Source organism: Sphingomonas mollis, assembly GCF_016427505.1.
In the GTDB taxonomy this organism is placed as follows: Bacteria; Pseudomonadota; Alphaproteobacteria; order Sphingomonadales; family Sphingomonadaceae; genus Sphingomonas; species Sphingomonas mollis.
On record NZ_JAELXS010000005.1, the window covers coordinates 167,368 to 191,412 of the forward strand.

Below are 24,045 nucleotides of genomic sequence, written 5' to 3' on the forward strand. Positions count from 1 at the left end.
TCATATTCCCCTGCTGTTCCCGGTTGTCGGGCTGTTGTTGATTCCGGTGGTCTCGCGCTCGATCAGCACCGGCGCGCGATGTTCGACGGCGCGGTCGTCCTCGCCCGCGACGATGCCGGCGAGGCGCGCGACGGCGCGTTCGCCGATGCCGGCGATGTCGATGCGCAGCGTGGTGAGCGATGGCGAGATCAGGCGGGCGAGCGGCACGTCGTCGAACCCGGCGACGGCGATCCGGCCCGGCACGTCGATGCCGGCCCGGCGCAGCGTCATCAGCACGCCGATCGCCATCATGTCGTTGGCGGCGAACACCGCATCGACCTCGGCCCCCTCGGCGATCAGCCGTTCGGCAACCGCGACGCCGGCTTCCTCCATGAAGCTGCCCTGCTCCACCCGTGGCGCCAGCCCGGCGGCGACCATCGCGGTGCGATATCCCTCGACCCGTTCGTCGGCATCGATATTGCCCGCAGGACCAGCGATGTGGACGATGCGGCGATATCCGCAGGCGACCAGATGCTCGACCATCGCCACCGCGCCCGCCGCATTGTCGACCCGCATCTCGGCGCGCGCCTGATGATGGGGGGCGCAATTGACCAGCACGGCGGGGATGCCCGGCGGCAGATGGCCGAACAGCCGGTCGGGATCGATATGCGGCGCCATCACCACCAGCCCGTCGACTCGCCCGCGCATCGTGTGCAGCGCCTCGATCCCGCGTGCCGGATCGTCGTGCATATTCGACAGCAACAGTTGCAAGCCGCGCGCCGACGCCTCGCGGTCCATGCCGCGCAGCAATTCGGAAAAGAACTCTCCGTGCAGGTCGGGCAGCACCACGCCGATCGCGCCCGATCGCGCGAGGCTCAGGCTGCGCGCGCCGGCATGGGGGACGTAGCCAAGCAACGCGGCGGCCGCCTGCACCTTCGCCTTTAGCGCCGGCCGCACATTCTCATGCCCGTTCAGCACGCGTGACACGGACGCCACCGATACGGCGGCCTCACGCGCGACATCGCGGATCGTGGCATGGGGCATTCGCCGTCGCATCCTCTCGCAACCCATCATGGCGACGGGCCGTTTTCCCTGTCGATCCGGACGCACCGGTGCGATCAGGCTTGATGTAACCGGTTACATGAACCTAAAAGGGCGTTCAATACGCAAATGCAACAGATGGCCCGCCCAGTGGCCGAAATGTCACAGATGGAGGATGAGGATGACCGAGCAGCGCATCTCGCGACGTGCCCTGATGATCGGCGGCGGCGTCGTGGCCGCCTGGGCGAGCAGCCCGGCGCGCGCCCTGCTGGCACAGGCAGGCACCGCCGCGCTGCCCGCATCGGTCGAGGCGCTGGTCGCGCAGATGACGGTCGAGGAAAAGGCTGGGCAGCTGACGCTGATGGCCGCGACCTGGGCGGGCGGCGCCGCGACCGCGCTGAACCCGATCGCCGCCACCGCCAGCTTCGACGAGCAGTTGGCCGAGGTGAAGGCGGGCCGCCTGACCGGCGTCTTCAACGGCAACGGCGCCACCATGGCGCGGCGGATGCAGACCGTCGCGATGCGCGAGCAACGGCTGAAGATTCCGCTGCTGTTCGCCGCCGACATCATCCACGGCTTCCGCACCGTCTTCCCGATGCCGCTGGCCGAGGCGGGCAGTTTCGAGCCCGACCTCGCCGAACGCACCGCCCGGGCGGCGGCGGTCGAGGCATCGGCGGCCGGCATCGACTGGACCTTCGCGCCGATGGTCGACATCGCCCGCGACCAGCGCTGGGGCCGCGGGATCGAGGGCGCGGGCGAGGACGTGCTGCTCGGCCGGATGATGGCCGATGCACGGGTGCGCGGCTTTCAGGGCAGGCGCGGCCTGACCGCCGACGATGCGGTGATGAGCTGCGCCAAGCATTTCGCGGCCTATGGCGCGGGGGAGGCAGGCCTCGATTACAACAGCGTCGACGTGTCCGAACGCACGCTGCGCGACGTGTATTTCCCGCCGTTCCAGGCGGCGTTCGCGGCCGGTTCCGGCACGACGATGGCCTCGTTCAACGAACTGTCCGGCGTCCCCGCCACCGCCAATCCGTGGTTGCTCGACACCGTGTTGCGCGACGAGTGGAATTTCGATGGGCTGGTCGTGTCCGACTATACCGGCGACATGGAGCTGATCGATCACGGCTTCGCCGCCGACGCGCGCGAGGCGACGAAGCTGGCCTTCATGGCCGGTGTCGACATGAGCATGCAGTCGGGTTTCTACATCGCCCACCTCCCCGATCTGGTCGCCAGGGGCGAGGTGCCGATGGCGCGGCTGGATCAGGCGGTGCGCCGGGTGCTGGCGCTGAAGGTGCGGCTCGGCCTGTTCGACAACCCGTTCCGCCGCATCGACCCGAAGCGCGAAACGACACGCGTACGCACCAAGGCGCATCTGGCGCTGGCACGCGAGGCGGGACGGCGATCGATCGTGATGCTGAAGAACGACGGCGACCTGCTGCCCCTGCCCCGATCGGGCAAGCGCATCGCGCTGATCGGGCCGTTCGCCTCGGGGCAACAGAATCTGATCGGCCCATGGAACGTCTATGGATCGGATGCCGATGCGGTCGATCTGTTGACCGGCGTCCGCGCCGCGCTGGCCGATCCGTCGCTGGTCACCGCGACCGCCGGCGCCGGCGTCAATGCGGTTCTGCCCGGCGGGATCGAGGCGGCGGTGGCGGCGGCGCGGGCGGCCGACATCGTGGTGCTGTCGATCGGCGAGAGCCAGGACATGTCGGGCGAGGCGCAATCGCGCACCGACATCGTCGTACCGGCCGCGCAGGTCGCACTGGCCGAGGCGGTGGCGGCGACCGGCAAACCGATCGTCGTCGTCCTGCGCAACGGCCGCGCACTGGTGCTGGACGGCGCGGTGCGCAACGCGCCGGCTATTCTGGTGACGTGGTTCCTGGGCTCGCAATCCGGACCGGCGATCGCCGACATCCTGTTCGGGGTCGAGGGGCCATCGGCACGCCTGCCGGTCAGCTTTCCGCATGCGACCGGGCAGGAACCCTATCATTACGATCACAAGAGCACTGGTCGCCCCAATGGTCCGGGCGAGCTGAAACCGTTCAAGGCGCATTATCGCGGGCTTCCGAACACGGCGGCGTTCCCGTTCGGCCACGGCCTCACCTATGGCCGGATCGAATATAGCGCGCTCGGCGTCGGCGACGGCCGCCTGACCGCCAGCGGCGCGCTGACGGTCACGGCCACGATCGCCAATCGCGGCACCCGCGTGGCCGAGGAAGTGGTGCAGCTCTACATCCAGGACGTCACCGCCAGCATCACCCGCCCGGTGCGCCAGCTAAAGGCGTTCCAAAAGATCAGGCTGGCCGCCGGCGCGCAGCAGACGGTGTCGTTCACCCTTCGCCACGACGACCTGACGTTCATCGGACTGGACCTGAAACCCACCGTCGAACCCGGCCGCTTCCGCCTGTGGGTCGCCCCTTCGGCCGAAGCCGAGGGCGTTGCGGGCGAGTTCACGCTGGTCTGAGGGAACGCTCGCAAAACAGCGCGGGAATAGGCAATTTCGACAAGACGTTCCCCGGCGGAGGCCGGGGTCCAGTTGGGTGAACGATTGTGAAGACTTACTACCGCCATCCCAACTGGACCCCGGCCTCCGCCGGAGAACAACCATTCGTCGGGTACGTATCGGCAGATCACCCCCGCCCCAACCCAGCCACGATCGCATCATGCGTCTCCCGGCGCAGCGGATTGGCGACCATCGCCACCATCGACACGGCGATCGCCACCGCCGGCCCGACGATCATCAGCCAGCCGATGCCGGCGACCGCCGCCGGCCCCTGCACCGTCCCGCCGGCATAGCCGATCGCATCGTACACACCGCCGATCACCGCCGCCGCCATCGCCAGCGCCCCCTTCTGCACCAGCGCCGACACGCCGAACGCGATCGCCTCCACCCGCAGCCCTTGCGTCGCCTCCCCATATTCGACCGTGTCGGGCAGCATCGCCCAACCGGCCAGGCTGAACCCGGCAAAGGCGATCTGCATCCCCAGCAGGAACAGCCGCGTCGTCCCCTCGCCCGCCGCCGACATCGCAAAGCCCGCCGCACAGGCCAGCCCGACCAGCCCCGCCACGAACCATGCCGATCGCGCGCCCCGCCGCGTCGCCCACCATGTCCACAGCGGTACGACCACCACGCCGACCAGCCCCATCATCGCCAGCGTCCCCGGCCCCGCCCCCGGATCGCCGACCACATGCGCGAAATAATAGAGGACCGACTGGTTGAGCAGCGCCGCCGCGATCCCGCCCGCCGCCATCGCCGCGTTCAGCGTCACGAACGCCCGGTTACTCCCCAGCACGCGCAGGCACGCCGCCACCGACACCCGCTCGACGGCGGCCACCGGCAACACCTCCGGCGTCGACGCCGCGACCATCAACAACACAGGCGTAGCCACCGCCGCGAACACCGCCGCCGCCACGAGATAACCTCCCGGCGACACACCATCGCCGATCCGGGCCGCGATCCACGGCGTGCCCAGCGCCACGATCGTCGCCGCCGCCGCGCCGAACAGCATCCGCGCGCCGGCGATGAACGTACGGTCGCCGCTGTCCTGCGTAATCCGCGTGCTCCACGCCGCATAGGGCACGTTGACCAGCGCATAGAGACTGCGGAACGCGATATGCGCCACCAGCGCCGCCGCCACCGGCTCGTCCACTATGGCGGGCGCGCCGTACAGCAACACGAACGCCACCCCCAGCGGGATCGTCCCGCCCGCGATCAGCGTCCGGTATCGATAGCGGCCCCGCTGCGCGACGATCCCAACCGCCAGATCGGCCAGCCCGTCCCAGATCGCCCCGATCATATAGATCAGCCCGGCCACCCCCGGCGCCAGCCCCAGCACATCGGTGTAGAAGAACAGCAGGTACAGCGTGACGCTCTGCCAATAGAGATTGCACGCGAAGTCGCCCGATCCGAACAGCACCAGCCGCCAGCGGGCAGGACGCGGCGGCGCCGTGTTGTGGTTCACCGACCGCAGGCGCCGTCGGTCGCCGTCGCCCGCTGCGCTACCTTCTGTAACGCCACCGCGAGAGCAGGTGCGATGCCCAGATCGGCCGCCGCCGCCTCGCCAGCGCCCAGCGTCCGCGGATCGCGGCCGGTGATGCTCGCGAACAGCATCAGCGCTTCCAGATAATAGCCGGCAGCACTCGCGTGATAATGATCGTCGGTCCACAGATCGACCTGCCCGGGCGCAGTCCCGTCATACGGATCGCCGTCCGCCACGCCGGTGCGGATCGCACAGGTAAACGCCTGCCCCACCGGCACCACGTCCTTCACCGCCGGTCCCGCCGCCTTCGCCGCCCGGTCATAGGCACGACGCAGATCGACCGCCATCGCGCCGATCGGCCGCCCCGACCACGGGCTGCCCGGTCGATAGACGAGGTCGGGGCGCGACCATGTCGCCGTCAATCGTATCGACACCTTCGGATTGCGCGCGCGGAACAGCGTCGCCAGCGCCTTCGTGTCCGCGATCGTCCGCGTCGCATCGCCCGGCTTGCCCGCATCCAGCGTGCTGTATTCCTGCAGGACGACCTGATCCCACGCCCGGTCGATCACCGCCCGCCGCTCGTTCAGGTGCCAGCCCAGACTGCGACCGCCACCCGTCTCCAGCGCCACGGTATAATCCAGCCCCGCCTGTTCGGTGAAGCGCTTGAAGATCGCCGGCACACCGCCGACCCCCTCGCCGTTCAGGTCCTCGACGCTGCCCGGCCGATAATGCCACGCCGCCGATCCCGCGCCGAAGGTGAAGCTGTTGCCGACGAACAGGATCGTCTCCGCCCGCACAGGCATCGCCGCGAAGGACAGGAGCACCGCCGCGATGCGGATCAGATGCGTGGGAAAGCTGGATCGGATCATGCCCCCTCCTACCCGGCCGCCGCCGCCACGTGTAGAGGCACGCCACCGGCCGCGTGGCCGGCGACGGAACGACGAGGTGGATTCGATGCAGGCACAATCCGCGATCGTCCTGGGTCTGGATTTCGGCACTACCAACAGCGTGCTCGCCGAATCGACCGACGCAAACACCGCCGATCTGGTGATGCTGAACGGACCGGAGGCCGCCGACCCCGTCTTCCGCTCCGCGCTGTGCTTTTGGCACGAGGAAACCGCCCGCGGCGGCATCGCGGTCGAGGCTGGGCCATGGGCGATCGCCGAATATCTCGATTACCCGGAGGGCAGCCGCTTCATCCAGTCGTTCAAGTCGGTCGCCGCCAGCCCGACCTTCGAACACGCCACCGTGTTCGAGCGGCGCTATCGCTTCGAGGATCTCGGCCGATCCTTCGTGGAGCGCATGGCCGCCCATGCCGATGGCGCGCTGGGCCGAAAGATCGCGCGCGTCGTCGTCGGCCGCCCCGTCCATTATGCCGGCCACCGCCCCGATGCGGCGCTCGCCCGTCAGCGCTACGACGCGATGTTCGGCGCACTCGGGGCAGAGATCAGCTATGTCTACGAACCCGTCGGCGCGGCGTTCAGCTACGCCTCGCGGATCGAGGAGCCGGCGACGATCCTGGTGGCCGATTTCGGCGGCGGCACCAGCGATTTCTCCGGCGTCCGCATTGCCGCCCCCGGTTCGCCGCAACGCTGCACGCCGCTGGGCCATGCCGGCCTCGGCATCGCCGGCGACCGATTCGACCAGCGCATCGTCGACCGGCTGGTCATGCCGCTGCTGGGCAAGGGCGGCTCCTATCGATCGTTCGACAAGATACTCGACATCCCCTCGGGCCATTTCACCGATTTCGCCGACTGGTCGCGCCTCGCGCTGATGCGCAACCGCCGCACGCTCGCCGAACTGGAGAAGCTGCGCCGCGCCGCGCTTGACCCCGATGCGATCGGGCGGATGATCGCGGTGATCGAACGCGAACTGGGCTATCGCCTCTACGACGCGGTCGGCCGGGTGAAGCGCACGCTATCGACCGCCGACGCGACGACCTTCGCGTTCGACGGCGACGATTTCACGATCGAGGCATCGGTGACGCGCGACGAATTCGAATCGTGGATCGCCCCGGACATCGCCCGGATCGAAGCGACGATCGATCAGGTGCTGACCAGCGCCGGCCTCGCGGCATCGGATATCGACCGTGTCTTCCTGACCGGCGGCACCTCCCTCACCCCCCGCATCCGCCGCGTCTTCACCGACCGGTTCGGCGACGACCTGATCGCCACCGGCGGCGAGCTCACCTCGATCGCACATGGACTGGCGCTGATCGGCCAGCAGGACGATCTGGCGGCATGGACGGTGTGATTTTATTGGGTCGCCGATTGAGCAACGTTGTTCCCCGGCGAAGGCCGGGGTCCAGTCGGGTGGCGGCTGAGATTAAGACTCAGTGATCCACCGCGTCGTCGTTGCGAGCGTAGCGAAGCAATCCAGCGTTACGCATGTGACGCTGGATTGCTTCGCTACGCTCGCAACGACGGAAATCAGCTCGATGGCCATTCAAGCCTTCCCAACCGGACCCCGGCTCCCGTGGGGGAACAAGGATGTGGCGATGGCGGGCCAACAGGCGCGTGCGATGACTGACGGCAACATCGACATCGATGATACCAACCAACCGGCGCTCTAACTGAAAATGAAAAAAGCGACGCCCTATGGGCCCCACAAAAACCGGATCACGCCACGGCGCAACCAACGGTCACCCGAACAGGAATGGTGGAGCCGAGGGGGATCGAACCCCTGACCTTTCGCATGCCATGCGAACGCTCTCCCAGCTGAGCTACGGCCCCATCCTGTCGGGAAGGCGGCCCCACTAGCGGGCCGCTTCCGGCTTGGCAAGCGGCGTTTTTCACACCGCCTGCCAGCCCGTCACATCAATGTTCGTCTTCGTCCGTGGGCGTTTCCACGCCCAGGTCGTCGTCGCCGCCCAGATCGACCTCATCATCGGCAGAGGGTTCTTCGTCCTCGCCGGTGATCGCGCCGATATCCTCTTCCTCGCCCTCCAGATCCGCATCCGGCTTGGCCTGGTCGGGCTTGGCCTGCTCGAACGGCAGGGGCTGCTTGGACTTCAGGATCGGCTCCGGCTCCCACGCATAGCTGCAATTGATGCAGGTGACGGGGTCGTCCTTTGCGAGATCGTAGAAACGCGTCGCGCATTTCGGGCACGTACGCTTCGTGCCCCATTCCGGCTTGATCATGCCGTGTCTTGCCTTTCGGAATTGGGTTATCGCGGCCGAAGGTGGCCCCTCGCCCGTAACATGGCGGGTGCCTTGCCATACGGCAACCCGGCTGTCAAAGCGCGCCGCGAATGTCACATGCCGCACCCCAACCCCGCCGGATCGATGCGCAAGGGCCGCTGACGGGCACCGTCGCGGTGCCGGGCGACAAGTCGATCAGCCACCGTTCGCTGATGCTCTCCGCCCTCGCCGTCGGTGAAAGCCGGATCGAGGGGCTGCTGGAAGGAGAGGATGTGCTTGCCACCGCCGCCGCGATGCGGGCGATGGGCGCGACGATCGACCGCGGCGACGATGGCGTGTGGCGGGTCAGCGGCGTCGGCGTCGGCGGCCTGCTGCAACCGGCCGGGGCACTCGACATGGGCAACTCCGGCACATCGACCCGGTTGCTGATGGGGCTGGTCGCCAGCCATCCGATCACCGCGACGTTCACCGGCGATGCATCGCTGTCGGGCCGGCCGATGGGCCGCGTCATCGAACCGCTGGCCCGGATGGGCGCGGACATCACCGCCTCCCCCGGCGGCCGCCTGCCGCTGATGCTGCGCGGGCTGACGCCGGCGGTGCCGATTGAATACACGCTGCCGGTCGCCTCGGCGCAGGTGAAGTCGGCGATCCTGCTGGCGGGCCTGAACACCCCCGGCATCACCCGCGTCATCGAACCGGTCGCCACGCGCGATCATTCGGAACGGATGCTGGCCGGCTTCGGCGCAAATCTCACCGTCACGCCGTCGCCCGCCGGCCGGATCATCGAAATCCATGGCGAGGCGGAATTGAAGCCGCAGTCGATCACCGTCCCCGGCGATCCCTCGTCGGCGGCGTTCTGGCTGGTGGCCGCATCGGTGGTGCCGGGATCGGACATCGTCGTTACCAATGTCGGGCTGAACCCGACACGCACCGGCCTGATCGCCGCGCTCCGTCTGATGGGTGCGGATATCGAGGAAGTGGACGCCCGCACCGTCGGTGGCGAGCCGGTCGCCGACCTGCGCGTCCGCCACGCCGCGCTGACCGCGATCGACGTGCCGGCCGAGATCGCGCCGAGCATGATCGACGAATATCCCGTCCTGTTCGTCGCCGCCGCCTTCGCCGCCGGCCGCACTACCGCCCGCGGCGCCCACGAACTGCGCGTCAAGGAATCGGACCGCATCGCCACCATGGCCACCGCGCTTGCCGCCTGCGGCGTGCAGGTCGAGGAGCATGAGGACGGCCTGTCGATCGACGGCACCGGCGGCGATGCGATCCCCGGCGGTGCGACCATCGCGTCGAAGCTGGATCACCGCATCGCGATGAGCATGACCGTCGCCGGCCTCCACGCCGTCCGCCCGGTGACGATCGATGATATCGGCCCGGTCGCGACCAGCTATCCCGGCTTCTACGCGTCGCTCGACCGCCTGATCGCGGGGCCGGCATGATTATCGCGGTCGACGGGCCGGCCGCCAGCGGCAAGGGGACGATCGCCCGCGCGCTCGCCCGGCATTATGCCATCCCGCATCTGGATACCGGCCTGCTCTATCGCGCCGTCGCCGCCAATGTCCGCGCCATGGACCTCGATCCGGCGGTGGAGGCCGATGCCGTCGCCGCCTGCGATTTCGACGATGCGATGCTCGCCGATCCGGTGCTGCGCGATGACGCGACGGGGCAGCTTGCCTCGATCGTGTCGGCGCATCCGCTGGTCCGTGCCTCGCTGCTCCAGCGGCAGAAGCGGTTCGCCTATCAGCCCGGCGGCGCGGTACTGGATGGTCGCGACATCGGCACGGTGATCGCACCGGATGCGGACGCCAAGCTGTTCGTCCGCGCCACGCCCCAGATTCGCGCCCGCCGCCGCCATGCCGAATTGCAGGCGAACGGCTCGACGATCAGCTTCGACCGCGTTCTCACCGATATTCGTTCCCGCGACCTGCGCGATTCGGGCCGCGCCGCCGCGCCGCTGGTCCAGGCGGTCGATGCCGCCACGCTCGACACCAGTTTCCTGTCGATCGAGGCATCGGTGCAACGCGCGATCGCCCTTGTCGAATTGGGCAGGACCGGTGCCAAAGATTAACGGCAGCACTGATTAACCAGTTTCTGTTTCAGACGGGGATTTTGCGACGCTACAGGCCGATTGATTCGCCACCGGAACATTGGGAATGAGACCTCAACAACCGAGGGACATTCAACATGAACAAGATTTTTCAGATCGGTCTGACCGCAGCCGCCATCACTGCCGCCATGCCCGCACAGGCGACCGATTTCATCGTCAACACGACCAGCGCGGGGACCGGTTCGCCGATTGCCGCAAATGGCAATGTTTTCAATTATACCGCGACAACCGGCAAGGAAACGCTGAGCGTCAAGGCGACTGCGTGGTCGCTGGAACTCGACGGCTCGCTCAAGACGGCACAACTCGCCTCGTTCGGGACGAACGGTCTGGGCGTTTATCAGCAGGATGAGCGTCGGGATGGCGCCTATCACCAGATCGATAACAGGAACGGCTGGGAATTCGTTGTTCTGCAGTTCAGTCAGGACGTCACGCTGCTTTCCGGCGTGCTGAACGCTTATCAGCTGGTCGATCGCAACTATACGGACAACGATGCCTATCTCGGCTGGAACAAGCTGACGGGCGCCTGGGACCAGAACCTGACGGCTACAAGCCTCGCGAATATTGGTCAGAGCATCAAATCGATCAACACGAACGGGCAGGGCGCATCGACTCCCAACCAGACGTTCAACCTGGCGTCGTCGGCGGTCGGCAACATCTGGGTCATCGGTGGCTCGGTCGACGGCCCGGATGGTCTGAACGACGCCTTCAAGCTGGCGCAGCTGACCGTTCGCACGGTATCGGCCGTGCCCGAACCGGCCACCTGGGCGATGATGCTCGTCGGGTTCGGCATGGTCGCCGGCGCCGCTCGCTACCGTCGTCGCAAGACCGGCGCGGTCTTCGCCTGACATAGCCATCGGCCGTCCGTGGCGACACGGACGGCCGGACGCCCGATAACGCGGGCGATCAAAGCCGGCATGCCCGATTGCGGCATGCCGGCTTTTGCATTATAAGGACAACATCCAGCGGGCAGGCGCTCGCGGAGGCAGGCGCGGAAGGTCGATCCTTCACGCGCCCTTTTCGCATACGCGTCTAGCCCCTCCGCCTGTGCCCGTTCGCCGGGTGCCGCAATCGACACGGGGTCGTTGCGGCTTTTTGGCCAAGACCATCGGACCCAACCGATTGGCCGGAAACAACGTTCGAGGAACTACTCTTTTTATGGCAACCCAGGTTCAGCCCACCCGCGACGATTTCGCGGCGATGCTCGATGACATGTTCGGCGGCGCCGACAGCTTCGAGGGGCGCGTGGTGCACGGCACCGTCACCGCGATCGAAAACGACATGGCCGTCATCGACGTCGGTCTGAAGTCGGAAGGCCGCGTGCCGCTCCGCGAATTCGCCCCCGCCCCCGGCCAGAAGGCCGAGCTGAAAGTCGGTGACGAAGTCGAAGTCTATGTCGACCGCGTCGAGAACATGCACGGCGAAGCGATGCTGTCGCGCGACCGCGCCCGTCGCGAAGCCGCATGGGACAAGCTGGAACTCGAATTCTCGAAGTCGGCCCGCGTCGAGGGCACGATCTTCGGCCGCGTCAAGGGCGGTTTCACCGTCGACCTGTCCGGCGCCGTGGCGTTCCTGCCCGGTTCGCAGGTCGACATCCGCCCGGTACGTGACGTCACGCCGCTGATGGATATCCCCCAGCCGTTCCAGATCCTGAAGATGGACCGCAAGCGCGGCAACATCGTCGTGTCGCGTCGTGCCGTGCTGGAAGAGACCCGCGCCGAGCAGCGTTCGGGCCTCATCATGAGCCTGGCCGAGGGTCAGATCATCGAGGGCGTCGTCAAGAACATCACCGATTACGGTGCGTTCGTCGATCTGGGCGGCATCGATGGCCTGCTGCACGTCACCGATCTCAGCTACAAGCGCGTCAACCACCCGTCCGAGATGATCAACATCGGCGACACGGTGAAGGTGCAGATCATCCGCATCAACAAGGACACGCAGCGCATCAGCCTCGGCATGAAGCAGCTCGAATCCGATCCGTGGGATGGCGCATCGGCCAAGTATCCGGTCGGCGCCAAGCTGTCGGGCCGCGTCACGAACATCACCGAATATGGTGCGTTCGTCGAGCTGGAAGCCGGTATCGAGGGCCTGGTCCACGTGTCGGAAATGTCCTGGACCAAGAAGAACGTCCATCCCGGCAAGATCGTCTCGACCTCGCAGGAAGTCGATGTCGTCGTGCTGGAAGTCGATCAGGACAAGCGCCGTATCTCGCTGGGCCTGAAGCAGGCGCAGGCCAATCCGTGGGAGGCGTTCGCGTCGGCCCATCCGATCGGCTCGACCGTCGAGGGCGAAGTCAAGAACGCCACCGAATTCGGCCTGTTCATCGGTCTGGACAACGACGTCGACGGTATGGTCCACATGTCGGACATCGCCTGGGGCGTGTCGGGCGAGGACGCACTGGCGCTGCATCGCAAGGGTGAAACCGTTCAGGCGATCGTGCTCGACATCGATGCCGAAAAGGAGCGCATCTCGCTGGGCATGAAGCAGCTTGAGCGTGGCGGTCCGGCCGCCGGCGGCGTCGCCGCTGCGGGCGATCGTCTGGGCAAGAGCCAGGTCGTCACCGTCACTGTCCTCGAAGTCCGCGATGCGGGCCTCGAAGTGCAGGCGGGCGACGATGGCGCCGCGGGCTTCATCAAGCGCACCGATCTCGGCCGCGACCGCGACGAGCAGCGTCCGGAGCGTTTCCAGGTCGGCCAGAAGTTCGACGCGATGGTGACCGGTTTCGACCGTTCGAAGAAGCCGACCTTCTCGGTCAAGGCGATGCAGATCGCCGAGGAGAAGCAGGCCGTGGCGCAGTACGGCTCGTCCGATTCGGGTGCGTCGCTCGGCGACATCCTGGGCGCCGCGCTGAAGGCCCAGAACGACCAGTCGAAGAAGTAAGACGAAGGGGCCGGAGGAAACTCCGGCCCTTTTTTTACATTCGAGTGCCGAATCAATCTATTCGGCATTAAAGTTGACTTGTATCAATCGCCGGAAGTGTGATCGCCGGGGGGTAGACGTTGATTCGTTCGGAATTGGTACAGCGGCTCAGTGACGAGCATCGCACGCTCAGCCCACGCGAGGTGGAAACCATTGTGTCCACCTTCTTCGACGAGATCACCAGCCGTCTGGCCGACGGTGGTCGCGTCGAAATCCGCGGCTTCGGCGCCTTCTCGACCCGGCCACGCGACGCCCGCACGGGCCGCAATCCCCGGACCGGCGAGACGGTGGACGTCGATGCCAAGCGGGTTCCCTATTTCAAACCCGGCAAGGAAATGCGCGCCCGTCTCAACGTCTGAGCGTCTGCGCGCTTGACGTTGCGGCCGGCATCGGGCTTTCCCATGCCGGTGCGCGGACGTGGCGAAACCGGTAGACGCAGCGGACTTAAAATCCGCTTCCCCTGGAGTGCGGGTTCGAGTCCCGCCGTCCGCACCATCATGCTTGCCCTGCCGCTGTTGATCGGCGCCTGCGACCGTCGCCGCGATACCGGGGCGGTGGTGGTCAGCGCGATCGGCGAGGCACCGGCCTATACCGCGACCGAGATACCGCTTCGCGATACGCCATCACGCCTGTTGATCGATGCGACCGCGCAGGGGCTGGTCCGGTTCGATGCGGCTGGCCAGATCGAACCCGGCCTCGCCGAACGCTGGACAGTGCTGGACGACGGCGCGAGCTACATCTTCCGCCTGCGCGGAGCCTATTGGACCGGTGGCGACCGGGTAACCGCCGAACAGGTCGTCCGGCTCTTGCGGCGCCGCATCGCGGCGCGCGACAATCCGCTGGCGCCGTTCCTGACCGCTATCGACGAGATCGTGGTGATGACGCCGCAGGTGATCGAAATCCGTCTCGCCCGCCCCCGCCCCGACCTGTTGAAGCTGTTCGCCCAGCCCGACATGGCGCTGCTGCGATCGCCACCGCCGACGGGCAGCGGCCCGCTGCGCATCGTGTCGGCCTCCGCCACCCCGCTGCTCCGTCCCGCCTTCGATCCCGGCCGCGCCGATCCCGACGATCAGGCCGAACTGCAACCCGAACAGGATGTCCGGCTGATCGGCGAGCGGGCATCGCACGCCATCCTGCGCTTCGCGGCGCGGCGATCCGATCTCGTCAGCGGCGGCACCTATGCCGATTGGCCGTTGCTCGCGGGCGTCGACCTGCCCCGCACCGCCGCCCGGATCGATCCCGCCGTCGGTCTTTTTGGTATCGCCATCATCAACCGCGACGGTTTTCTGGCCGATCCGGCGAATCGCATCGCCTTGTCGGAGGCGATCGATCGCACTGCTCTCGTCGCGGCGATCGCACCGGGATGGGACGCGGTCGATCGTATCCTGCCCGATACGCTCGATTCAGCCGCGCCGCCGCAAATCCCCGATTGGAGCCTGCTGACCCTCGACCAGCGCCGCGCCGCCGCCCGCGCGCGCGTGGCGGCATGGAGCGGCGGCCCGATCCGCCTTCGCCTCGCCCTGTCGCGCAGTCCGGGTGCGACCCTCCTACACGGTCAGCTCGCGGCCTCGTTCGCCACCATCGGCATCGCCCTCGACCGGGTGGACGCGGATGCCGAGGCCGATCTCCTCCTGATCGACGCGGTCGCCCCCTATGACAGTGCGCGCTGGTATCTCGCCACCGCGTGCATGGCCTGCGGGGATCAGGCGCAGCAGGCGCTGGACGCCGCCCGGCTGGCCCCGACACCCGCCGAACGCGGCACCCGGATCGCCGCCGCCGATGCCGCGCTGTCCGCCGATGCCGGGTTCATCCCGCTGGCCCGGCCGCTGCGCTGGTCGCTCGTCGCGCCCCGGCTGGCCGCGTGGCAGGCGAACAGCCGTGCCTGGCACCCGTTGAACCGTCTGCGCCCCGACCCCACCTGATCGTCATGACACCCAACGCCGCCCTGTTCGACCAGCTGCCGATCGGCCGCGATCCCGCCTCGGTTCGACGCCGGGTGGAGGCATTGGAAAAGCTGCTGGAGCGCAGTTTCACCATGCCGGGGATCAACCGGCCGTTCGGCCTCGACTTCCTGATCGGCCTCGTCCCCGTCGTCGGCGATGCACTCGCCGCGCTGATGGGCACATGGCTGGTCTGGGAAGCGCGCAATCTCGGCATGTCGAAATTCCAGATCGCGCGCATGATGGGCAATGTCGGCTTCGATGCGATACTTGGCGTCGTCCCATTCGTCGGCGACGCCGCCGATTTCTTCTTCCGGTCGAACACCCGCAACCTGCGGATTATCCACCGTCACCTCGACAAGCATCACCCCGGCACGGTCACGATCGACCGCTAACGCTCCCCGCGCCAGATCCTGACGGGCGCGCTGGGGGCCAGCCCGCCCTGATGCGCCGGACAGGTTCGATAGCGGAACCGCTTGTCCAGACAGATCCACACCTCGTCCAGCCAGCCCTGCCTGTCGGCGGTGACACGCATCATCGTCGGCTGCAGCCCCGGATTGGCGCGCGCGATCGCCGTCGCCAGCCCCAGCGCCGTCAACGGCCGCCGCGACAGCGCATCCATGTCCGGATAGCGCAGCCGCCCGTACAATGCCGTCGACTGCCCGAAATACCGCGCCGGCGAATACCCCGCCATGCAGGTGCCGTGCTTCGCCCATTCGTGCTGCATCAATTGCGCCGAGGGCGTCGAGCATAGATGCGCGCTCACCACCCGCGTCGGCAGCAGCGGCGTCGACCGGCAATATTGCGGCCAGTCCTTTCCTGTTCCATCGGGCCACAAGCCGTGCAGCGTGAAGCCGAACCGGTTGCCCCCGCCACACTGGAACGCCGCCGACTCGCGGTCGCCATTCTCGCGGCAATATTGCGGCGCCCAGGTGATCGCCAGGGTATAGCTGCCGATCGGCAGCACCCGGCGCGGCTGGCTGGACGAGGGAAGATCGGGCCGGATCGCCGGCACCCCGTCCGGCGCCGAACAGCTATACGCCTGCGCGCCCGCCACCGCCGGCACCGCCGCCATCAGCGCGCCGAACACGATCGACGATAGCCGCATCATACGAGATCTTCCGTCGTATCGTCGCTCATGCTGGCGAACCATGCCCGCGCATTCGGCCGGAACAGCAGGACCATGGCGATAACGCTCGACAATGTCTGGATCGTCGTCAGCACGCCGAACAGGCCCGCCGCCACCACCCCGCCCGATATCTGGAACAGGAAACCGACGACGTTGATCGCGGTCAGCGCCGTCAGCAGCCACAGCGCCACCCGGCTCCCCCGCCGCGTCGCGAGCAACAGCAGCAGGATCGTCAGGCCGATCACCACCACGTTGATCGTCGCCGCCAGCACCGGCCCGCCAACCGACGCCGCCTCCTGCCAGCCCATCACCGCCAGCGCGATCGTCATCACGATCGACGCGGCATAGACCTGCTCGCCCAGTATCACCGATTTCGGCCGCATCGCATCCCCCATGTTCGACCACGACGATAGCCCAGCACCCGCACTACGCAACCGACCTTGCGCCGAAGTGCCGGGGCGGGCCATCAGATCGCGGTGAAATCCAGCCCGATGTCGACCGCCGGCGCCGACTGGGTCAGGCGACCGACGCTGATATAGGTCACGCCCGTCTCCGCGATCGCGCGGATCGTCTCCAGCCTGACCCCGCCCGATGCCTCGGTCGGCACCCGGCCGCCCACCATCGCCACCGCCCGGCGCAGCGCCGCGGCGTCCATATTGTCTAGCAGCAGGTGCGTCGCGCCCGCGTCCAGCGCGGGGACGATCTGGTCGATCCGGTCGACCTCGACGATGATCCGCGCGATCCCCGCCTGCACGGCGCGCGCCACCGCCGCCGCGACGCCGCCCGCCACCGCGACGTGATTGTCCTTGATCATCGCCGCGTCCCACAACCCCATGCGGTGGTTGGTCGCCCCGCCCATCCGCGTCGCGTATTTTTCCAGCAGGCGCAGGCCGGGGATCGTCTTGCGCGTATCGAGCAGGGTCGCGCCCGTGCCCGCGATCGCCTCGACATGCGCCGCGGTCAGCGTCGCGACGCCCGACAGATGCTGCACCGTGTTCAGCGCCGATCGCTCCGCCGTCAGCAGCGCCCGCGCCCGGCCGACGATCCGCAGCAACTCCGTGCCCGCCGCCACCCGGTCGCCATCCGTCACCAGCCGCTCGATCGCGACATCGGGGTCCAGCGCGCGGAAGAACGCCTCGGCGATCTCGATCCCCGCCACCGTCATCGCATCGCGGCTGGCCATCACCCCGGCAAAGCGTGCGTCCGCCGGGATCACCGCATCGGACGTCACGTCGCCACCCCCGAATCCCCCCCCGCCCATATCCTCCGCCAGCGTGGCGGCGACGAACGCATCGAGGTCGAACGGGGCAGGCAACGGCATCGCGGGGGACTTTCCGGCAAGGGTCCGGCCGTGACACATCCGCCACGCCCCGTCCGTAAATGACGACGGGGCACGGAAATGTCATGACGGTCGTCGCACCGTCTAGCGTCCGATCGCAAGTTCGGACAGGTTGTCCGCAACCTAATATCAATACGATCCCGCTACCGAGCATGCGGGGCATTCGGTCAGGACGACGCAGGGCGTGTTACGCAGTTCGATGGGTTTCAGTGCGCCGCGGCTAGCCATTACCCGGTGGCTCGCCTTTCCGGGATGCGACACGCCCGCCGAACTGCACCCGGCGTTGCTGGGGACGTTGTTCGGCACGCTGACGGTATTCTTCGCGGCGCTGGTCAACTCGGTGCTCGTCACCGGTGTCGTCGCGTTTCATGAGGGCAGCGCCCCCTTTATCGGCTGGTTCGTGGTGGAGGTTGCGATCTGCACCGCCCGGCTGGCGGTGCTGGCCGTCTCGCTGCACCGCGCCGGGCGCGGGCGATCGACACCTACCGACCTGCATCTCTGGATGTCGGTGCTATGGGCGCTCAGCATCGGCTATGGCGGGTTCATCACGATCACCGCGGGCGACTGGGTATCGACCGTCATCGTATGCCTGTCGTCGGCGGCAATGGCGGGCGGCGCATGCCTGCGCAATTACGCGGCGCCGCGCTTCGTCGTGCTGCTGCTGACCTGCAATCTAGTGCCATGCTGCCTCGCTGCCATCCTGTCCGACCAGCCGGCCTTGCTGGTGCTGCTGGTGCAGACGCCGCTCTTCATGGTCGGTATGACGGCGGGCGCGTTCCGCCTGAACCGCGCACTGGTCGCGACGATGCAGGCGGAAAGCGCGATGGTGCATCTGGCGCTGCACGATCCGCTGACCGGCCTGCTCAACCGGACCGGGCTGGAACAGGGATTTGCCGGCCGCGCGGGCGACGCGCTGTGCTACATCGATCTCGACGGGTTCAAGCGGATCAACGACCGTTACGGCCATGCCGCCGGTGACGGCCTGCTCCAGACCGTCGCCGACCGGCTGCGTCAGGTCGCCGGGCCGGATGCGCTGGTCACGCGGATCGGCGGGGACGAATTCGTCGTCATCGCCGCCGATCATGACAATCACAGCGCGATCGCGCTCGGCAACGACATCGCCGCCGTATTGCGGGAACCCCATGCGATCGCCGGCGATCTCGTGGTGTCGGGCGCCAGCATCGGCATCGCCGTGCACGATGGCGGGGTCAGGCCGCTGGCCGACCTGATGGCCCGCGCCGACCGCAGCCTGTACCGCGTAAAGGCGATGGGCGGCGGCGCCCGCCTCGCCGATCCGGAACGGCAGGACGAACTCCTGCCGTTCTGAACGCCATCAGTCGCCGGTTAGTGTCGCCGGTCCCAGATCGCCTTGCCCCACCGTGCCGCCCGCCATCGCCAGCATCGCATCGAGGCTCTTTTTGGCACGCAGCCGCAGCCCCTCCTCCATCTCGATCCGGGGTTCGAGATCACGAAGCGCCACGTACAGCTTCTCCATCGTGTTCAGCGCCATGTACGGGCAGATGTTGCAGTTACAGTTCCCGTCCGCCCCCGGCGCACCGATGAAGTGCTTGGTGGGCATTGCCCGCTCCATCTGATGAATGATGTGCGGCTCGGTCGCGACGATCAGCGTGTCGCCCGGCATCGCATTGGCATATTCCAGGATACCGCGCGTCGACCCGACATAATCGGCATGGTCCAGGATGATCGCAGGGCACTCCGGATGCGCCGCGATCGGCGCGCCGGGATGCTGCGCCTTCAGCTTCAGCAGCTCGGTTTCCGAAAACGCCTCGTGCACGATGCACACACCCGGCCACAACAGCATGTCGCGGCCCGTCTTGCGAGCCAGATAGCCGCCCAGATTGCGATCGGGGCCGAAGATGATCTTCTGGTCGAGCGGAATCTTGGCGAGGATAGCCTCCGCCGACGACGACGTGACGATCACGTCCGACAGCGCCTTCACCTCGGCCGAACAGTTGATGTACGTCAGCGCGATGTGATCGGGATGCTTCGCACGGAACGCGGCGAACTGTTCGGGCGGGCAGCTATCCTCCAGCGAGCAGCCGGCGTCCATGTCGGGCAGCACGACGATCTTCTGCGGGCTCAGGATCTTGGCCGTCTCCGCCATGAAGCGCACGCCGCAAAACGCGATCACATCGGCATCGGTCGCCTGCGCCTTTTTCGACAGGTCGAGGCTGTCACCGACGAAATCGGCGATGTCCTGCAATTCCGGCTTCTGGTAATAATGCGCCAGGATCACCGCATTGCGCTCCTTGCGGAGCCGGTCGATCTCGGCCCGCAGGTCGAGCCCGGTGAAGTTGGTCGTCAATTCCATCGATCGTCTCCGCCCGCGTCGGTTGCGGCTATTGCCTGTTCCCTAGCACTTCCGCCAGCGAGCGCGAGACATCCCAACGCTCATCGGTGGTCGTCGGATCATCGGCGAAGCGCACCTGCACCTTCGCATCCAGCCCGGCGGCGCGCAGCGGCAGCGCGAAACTGCGTTCCACCGCGCGGCGCGTGGCGTCCTTGGCCAGCCGCATCGTCGTCGGCTCGCGCGCCTGCCGCAGCAGTTCGGCCTGTCCGGCACGGCGGTTGGCGGCGTCCAGTCGCGATTCGGCGTCGGTGAAGGTCGTCAGCACGCCGCCCGATCCATATTCGCGCGTCGCCGCCAGATCGACCTGCGGACCATCCACCTCGACCGCCGGCAACCGCACCGACAGCGTCTTGGTGGCGGCATCCCACGCCACGTCGCGCTCGGTCAGCTTGCCCAGATCGACCTCGTACCGCACCGAGCCCGGCATGATGAGCGTCTTCTCGGTCGAAAAACCGAGCTGCGACTGGCGCGAGGTGACGACCGCGACATAGCGCGCCGCGAACGCCGACAGCCGGTTCTGTTCGCGCAGCCCTTGCAGGCTCGCGCTCGCGATCGTCGTCGGATCGGGGGTCAGCCGGTCGGCGACGTAACGCTGCACCCCCAGCAGCGCGAGCAGGACCGCCAGCACCAGCAGGATGACGACGCCGGTCGCCTTCGCCAGAAACGATCCGGCCCCGCCGCCCTGCTTCGCCACAGGCTCGGGCACCGGATCGATCACGCCGCGATCCGCCATGTCTCACCCTCCTGCGCCACCAGCCCACGGTTCGCCAGATCGTACAGATGCGCCAGCACGGATCGCTCCGCCGCCGGCAACAGCAGCGTATCCAGCCCCGCATACATCCGCCCGACCATCGCCGGGATCGCCTGTCCGTCCTCACGCAACAGCCGCAATATCTGGCCCTCGCGCTGCTTGCGATGGCCCAGCATCCCACGCACCAGCCGGCGGGGATTCTCCACCGCCTCGCCATGCCCCGGATAGAACACGCGGTCGTCGCGACCCATCAGCTTGTCCAGACTGGCCATGTACGCGCCCATGTCGCCATCCGGCGGCGAGACGACGCTGGTCGCCCAGCCCATCACATGATCGCCAGAAAACAGCGCCCGTGTCTCCGCCAACGCAAAGCACAGATGGGCCGACGTATGCCCCGGCGTCGCCAGCGCGGTCAGCGTCCAGCCGTCGCCGCCTACCGTATCGCCCTCCGCCAATACCCGGTCGGGCGCATAGTCCGCATCGAACGCGGCATCGGCGCGGCTCCCATGATCCCCGGGTGCGAAGGGCGCCGCCCCGACGATCGGCGCGGCCGTCGCGGCGCTCAGACGACGGGCCAGCGGACTGTGATCGCGGTGATGATGCGTAATCATGATCGCCCGCACCGGCCGCCCGTCGATCGCCCGCTCCAGCGCGGCCAGATGCCCGCCATCGTCGGGACCGGGATCGATCACCGCCACGTCACCCGCGCCACCGACGACATAGGATTGCGTGCCGGTATAGGTATAGGCGGAGGCATTGGGCGCCAGCACGCGGATCACCAGCGGTTCGAGCTGGATCGGCATTCCGGTCGGGAGATCGGCCATTATCGACCGATGTGGCGGCGGAGCGCCGCGATGGCAAGCCCCGCCCGTCCCCCGATGCCATCGCCTCTGCGGTCTCAAAGGCGAAGAAGATATTTCGGCAAACCCGACATATCGTCATTGCGAGCGCAGCGAAGCAACCCAGTGCCTCACGCACTGCCGTGGATTGCTTCGCGGCGCTCTCAATGACGAACATCCATAAAGCATGATGTGGCCAGCCCCTGAACGGTTCACGCGGAGACGCGGAGACGCGGAGCAGAAGAAAGAGAGATCCCGGCGCCGCGCGCGGCCGGCCGCAGGCCCTCCAGATCACGCCCCCCCGGATCGCGATCCGCGGCATCACGAGCGACTCCCGCCATCCCTTCTTTTCCGCGTCTCCGCGCCTCCGCGCGAACCCATTTCTTCCTGCCGGACCGATTCCCCCGGATCAGTCCTGCATCTCGCGGCGCACTTCCCGCAAGGCATCGTCCAACCCGGCCAGCGCCTGTGCCCGCTTCTCGCCCGTCAGGTTGCGATCGTTCTCGATCGAGGTGCGCGCCAACTGGATGCTGGCGATCGCCTGCTTCAGGCCCGATACCTTCGCCTCGTTGGCGCGGCGTTCGGCGATCGCCGCCTGACGTTCTGCGCGATCCGCCTGACGCTGCGCCTGTGCGGCCTGCCGCTCGGCATCGGCGGCCTGCCGACCGGCCCATGCCCCCTGGGCAGAGGCCGCCGCCGCCGCCGCGCTGGCCTGTGCCGCGATCCGGTTGCTGCACAGGACCGTCACCCGCCGGCCATTCTCCTGCCGATGGATCACCGTCTCGCTGCCCGACGCCGGCTGGCAATCGCCGCTGCGGATCGTCACCGGGCCATGGCCGCCATCGACGACCGTGTCGCCGTTCACCCGCATCACCATGACGCGCGGCGGCACCGGTGGCAGCGGCGGTCTCGCCCCATCCACCCGCACGGGCGGTGCAGGCGGCGTCGGCACCATGATCCGGTTGGTCGTCAGAAACCGGTCGGCGTCCGCGCCGACATAGGTGGTGGAGCGACCATCCTTGACGATCACGACCCGCTTCGTGGCCTTCTCATTGGACGCCGGCGCCGCCGGCACGGCGGGCGCGACCGGTGCGGGCGGCACCGCCGGTGCGGCGATCTGCACACCCGTCGCCCGCTCCACCCGCTCGGTGATCGCCGCCGCCGCCTGTGTCCCCGATGCGGTCACGGCCAATCCCGTCACCACGACCCCCAGCACCGCCGCCGCCCCGGTGGCCAGGCGAGCGCGCGACAGACGCGTATTCGTCAACATCTTCAGTCTCCCTTTCAGGTCGGTGATGGTGTGCAGATGACAGGCAGCGGAGATCGCGCCGCCATGCGCGGCCTTCACGATCGCGCAGGCATAGATGTGCCGGTCCGTCCGGCTGCGCCCCGCCAGCACGCGCGCGTCGTTGGCCAGTTCCTGATCGCAGCGGAACGCCCGGAAAGCCCGCCACGCCAGTGGATTGAACCAGTGCACCGCCAACAGCGCCAGCGCCGCCCAATTGGCGATCAGGTCGCCGCGCGCGTGGTGGCCCAGCTCATGCGCCAGCGCCAGTTCGCGCTCGTCCGCGTCATAACGGTCGGCGAAATCGTCCGGGAACGCCACGAAGCGCCGCGCCGTACCGAACGCCAACGGCCCCGCCGCCGCCGCCGTCTCGATCACCCGCACGCCGTCAATCTCGTCCAGCGTCCGCGCATCCAGCAACAATCGCCGACAGAACTGCCGATGCCGCACGACATGCAGCAGGAAGAACGCCCCCGCCCCCAGCAGCCAAGCCGCCGCGATCATCGCCCCCCAGGGCAGCGCCGCCGCCGGCTCGACCGCAGCAGCAGCAGCCGCCCGGATCGGCGCGGCGGACGGCACGATCAGCACCGTCACCGCCTCGCTCGCCCGGCTGATCGGCATCACCGCCTGCTCGCGCCAGTCGGCGGGCAGCGGCGGCGTCACCATCCGCAGCATCGGGAGCGCCCACAACGCATAGGCGATCTGCGGCCCGAACAGCCGCCGCACCGGCGCCCGCACCAGCAACACCACCGCCATCAGCACCGCCGACGCGATCAGCGCCTCCACCGCCCAGCCGGTCATGCCTTCAGCTCCTTCAGGATCGCCTCGATCTCGGCGATGTCGCGCGCGGTCAGCTCGTCCCGTTCCGCCAGATGCGCCACGAACGGCATCAGACGCCCGCCGAACAGCCGGTCGATCAGCCGCTGCGATTCCCCCGCGACATAATCGTCGCGCGCCACCAGAGGCCGGTACAGGTAACGCCGGCCATCCTGCTCATGCGCGATCACCGCCTTGCCCAGCAGCCGTCCCAGCAGCGTCTTGACGGTATTGGCGCTCCAGTCCCGCGCCGGATCGACCCGTTCGGCCACATCCTGCGCGGTAAGCGGCGACGCCTCCCACAGCACCTCCATCACGGCATGTTCGGCATCGCTGATCCGTTCGGCCACGACTCGCTCCCTCATTGACTACGCCTGTAATCGCATCGATTACAGGCGTA

The 24,045-nt window shown here is 67.8% G+C and carries 23 protein-coding genes and 2 tRNA genes; 12 read left to right on the forward strand and 13 right to left on the reverse strand.

Going from position 1 to position 24,045, the window contains the following annotated elements:
* Positions 1-1,023, reverse strand: coding sequence for a LacI family DNA-binding transcriptional regulator (locus JAO74_RS10470; RefSeq protein ID WP_199037668.1), 1,023 nt, complete (start codon positions 1,021-1,023; stop codon positions 1-3).
* Between the two features lie 178 nt (positions 1,024-1,201).
* On the opposite strand from JAO74_RS10470, the gene JAO74_RS10475 reads away from it, so the two are divergent.
* Positions 1,202-3,490 carry a glycoside hydrolase family 3 N-terminal domain-containing protein gene (locus JAO74_RS10475; protein ID WP_199037670.1) on the forward strand — a complete coding sequence of 763 codons (2,289 nt, stop codon included), beginning with the start codon at positions 1,202-1,204 and terminating at the stop codon, positions 3,488-3,490.
* A 166-nt stretch (positions 3,491-3,656) separates the two neighbouring features.
* On the opposite strand, the gene JAO74_RS10480 is transcribed toward JAO74_RS10475, so the two are convergent.
* Both JAO74_RS10480 and JAO74_RS10485 read right to left on the reverse strand, forming a co-directional pair.
* Positions 3,657-4,988 carry an MFS transporter gene (locus JAO74_RS10480; protein ID WP_199037672.1) on the reverse strand — a complete coding sequence of 444 codons (1,332 nt, stop codon included), beginning with the start codon at positions 4,986-4,988 and terminating at the stop codon, positions 3,657-3,659.
* On the reverse strand, positions 4,985-5,875 hold the full coding sequence (locus tag JAO74_RS10485; RefSeq protein ID WP_233150879.1) for an SGNH/GDSL hydrolase family protein: 891 nt from the start codon (positions 5,873-5,875) through the stop codon (positions 4,985-4,987). The genes JAO74_RS10480 and JAO74_RS10485 overlap by 4 nt, the downstream gene beginning before the upstream one ends.
* 85 nt (positions 5,876-5,960) lie before the next feature.
* Here JAO74_RS10485 and JAO74_RS10490 point away from each other — a divergent pair, with 85 nt between their 5' ends.
* The gene (locus JAO74_RS10490; protein WP_199037965.1) at positions 5,961-7,259 is read left to right on the forward strand and encodes an Hsp70 family protein; all 1,299 of its coding nucleotides are present in this window, start codon (positions 5,961-5,963) and stop codon (positions 7,257-7,259) included.
* 82 nt (positions 7,260-7,341) lie between these two features.
* A complete protein-coding gene (locus JAO74_RS10495; RefSeq protein WP_199037674.1) occupies positions 7,342-7,578 on the forward strand; it encodes a hypothetical protein in 237 nt (78 codons plus the stop codon).
* Positions 7,579-7,662: 84 nt separating this feature from the next.
* Here JAO74_RS10495 and JAO74_RS10500 read toward each other — a convergent pair.
* Positions 7,663-7,738 (reverse strand) — tRNA-Ala (locus tag JAO74_RS10500).
* An 84-nt stretch (positions 7,739-7,822) separates the two neighbouring features.
* Positions 7,823-8,146, reverse strand: a complete 324-nt coding sequence (locus JAO74_RS10505; protein ID WP_199037676.1) for a TIGR02300 family protein — start codon at positions 8,144-8,146, stop codon at positions 7,823-7,825.
* A gap of 110 nt (positions 8,147-8,256) precedes the next feature.
* On the opposite strand from JAO74_RS10505, the gene aroA reads away from it, so the two are divergent.
* The 8 genes from aroA to JAO74_RS10545 all read left to right on the forward strand — a co-directional run bounded on the left by aroA (position 8,257) and on the right by JAO74_RS10545 (position 15,510).
* A complete protein-coding gene (aroA, locus tag JAO74_RS10510; protein WP_199037678.1) occupies positions 8,257-9,591 on the forward strand; it encodes a 3-phosphoshikimate 1-carboxyvinyltransferase in 1,335 nt (444 codons plus the stop codon).
* Complete coding sequence (locus JAO74_RS10515; protein WP_199037680.1) at positions 9,588-10,220, forward strand: (d)CMP kinase; 633 nt, start codon at positions 9,588-9,590, stop codon at positions 10,218-10,220. Before aroA ends, JAO74_RS10515 begins: the two co-directional genes overlap by 4 nt.
* A 116-nt stretch (positions 10,221-10,336) precedes the next feature.
* Positions 10,337-11,104, forward strand: a complete 768-nt coding sequence (locus tag JAO74_RS10520; RefSeq protein ID WP_233150880.1) for a PEPxxWA-CTERM sorting domain-containing protein — start codon at positions 10,337-10,339, stop codon at positions 11,102-11,104.
* Positions 11,105-11,414: 310 nt separating this feature from the next.
* Positions 11,415-13,136 carry a 30S ribosomal protein S1 gene (gene rpsA / locus JAO74_RS10525; RefSeq protein WP_199037681.1) on the forward strand — a complete coding sequence of 574 codons (1,722 nt, stop codon included), beginning with the start codon at positions 11,415-11,417 and terminating at the stop codon, positions 13,134-13,136.
* Between the two features lie 119 nt (positions 13,137-13,255).
* Positions 13,256-13,534 (forward strand): integration host factor subunit beta, encoded by a 279-nt coding sequence (locus tag JAO74_RS10530; RefSeq protein WP_199037683.1) that lies wholly within the window; start codon positions 13,256-13,258, stop codon positions 13,532-13,534.
* Between the two features lie 52 nt (positions 13,535-13,586).
* Positions 13,587-13,670: transfer RNA gene (locus JAO74_RS10535), tRNA-Leu, on the forward strand.
* Positions 13,671-13,672: 2 nt separating this feature from the next.
* A complete protein-coding gene (locus JAO74_RS10540; RefSeq protein WP_199037685.1) occupies positions 13,673-15,097 on the forward strand; it encodes an ABC transporter substrate-binding protein in 1,425 nt (474 codons plus the stop codon).
* Between the two features lie 5 nt (positions 15,098-15,102).
* Positions 15,103-15,510 carry a DUF4112 domain-containing protein gene (locus tag JAO74_RS10545; RefSeq protein ID WP_199037687.1) on the forward strand — a complete coding sequence of 136 codons (408 nt, stop codon included), beginning with the start codon at positions 15,103-15,105 and terminating at the stop codon, positions 15,508-15,510.
* Here the strand turns inward: JAO74_RS10545 and JAO74_RS10550 are convergent.
* The 3 genes from JAO74_RS10550 to nadC all read right to left on the reverse strand — a co-directional run bounded on the left by JAO74_RS10550 (position 15,507) and on the right by nadC (position 17,565).
* A complete protein-coding gene (locus JAO74_RS10550) occupies positions 15,507-16,223 on the reverse strand; it encodes a ribonuclease T2 family protein (RefSeq protein WP_416194305.1) in 717 nt (238 codons plus the stop codon). The two genes, JAO74_RS10545 and JAO74_RS10550, sit on opposite strands and share 4 nt — an antisense overlap.
* On the reverse strand, positions 16,223-16,627 hold the full coding sequence (locus tag JAO74_RS10555) for a hypothetical protein (protein WP_199037691.1): 405 nt from the start codon (positions 16,625-16,627) through the stop codon (positions 16,223-16,225). Before JAO74_RS10555 ends, JAO74_RS10550 begins: the two co-directional genes overlap by 1 nt.
* 83 nt (positions 16,628-16,710) lie before the next feature.
* Positions 16,711-17,565, reverse strand: coding sequence for a carboxylating nicotinate-nucleotide diphosphorylase (gene nadC / locus JAO74_RS10560; RefSeq protein ID WP_199037693.1), 855 nt, complete (start codon positions 17,563-17,565; stop codon positions 16,711-16,713).
* Between the two features lie 202 nt (positions 17,566-17,767).
* Between nadC and JAO74_RS19150 the strand changes: the two genes are divergently transcribed.
* Entirely contained in the window at positions 17,768-18,910 is a 1,143-nt protein-coding gene (locus JAO74_RS19150) for a GGDEF domain-containing protein (protein ID WP_332908781.1), read from the forward strand.
* A 6-nt stretch (positions 18,911-18,916) separates the two neighbouring features.
* Here JAO74_RS19150 and nadA read toward each other — a convergent pair whose 3' ends face one another.
* The 5 genes from nadA to JAO74_RS10590 all read right to left on the reverse strand — a co-directional run bounded on the left by nadA (position 18,917) and on the right by JAO74_RS10590 (position 23,995).
* The gene (gene nadA, locus JAO74_RS10570) at positions 18,917-19,915 is read right to left on the reverse strand and encodes a quinolinate synthase NadA (RefSeq protein ID WP_199037698.1); all 999 of its coding nucleotides are present in this window, start codon (positions 19,913-19,915) and stop codon (positions 18,917-18,919) included.
* A 28-nt stretch (positions 19,916-19,943) separates the two neighbouring features.
* Entirely contained in the window at positions 19,944-20,687 is a 744-nt protein-coding gene (locus JAO74_RS10575) for a DUF4230 domain-containing protein (protein WP_199037701.1), read from the reverse strand.
* Positions 20,669-21,529, reverse strand: coding sequence for an MBL fold metallo-hydrolase (locus JAO74_RS10580; RefSeq protein WP_199037703.1), 861 nt, complete (start codon positions 21,527-21,529; stop codon positions 20,669-20,671). Before JAO74_RS10580 ends, JAO74_RS10575 begins: the two co-directional genes overlap by 19 nt.
* A gap of 424 nt (positions 21,530-21,953) precedes the next feature.
* A complete protein-coding gene (locus JAO74_RS10585; protein WP_199037705.1) occupies positions 21,954-23,630 on the reverse strand; it encodes a M56 family metallopeptidase in 1,677 nt (558 codons plus the stop codon).
* Positions 23,627-23,995: a BlaI/MecI/CopY family transcriptional regulator gene (locus tag JAO74_RS10590; protein ID WP_199037707.1), complete on the reverse strand. Its 369-nt coding sequence runs from the start codon at positions 23,993-23,995 to the stop codon at positions 23,627-23,629. Before JAO74_RS10590 ends, JAO74_RS10585 begins: the two co-directional genes overlap by 4 nt.
* Between the last annotated feature and the right edge of the window lie 50 nt (positions 23,996-24,045).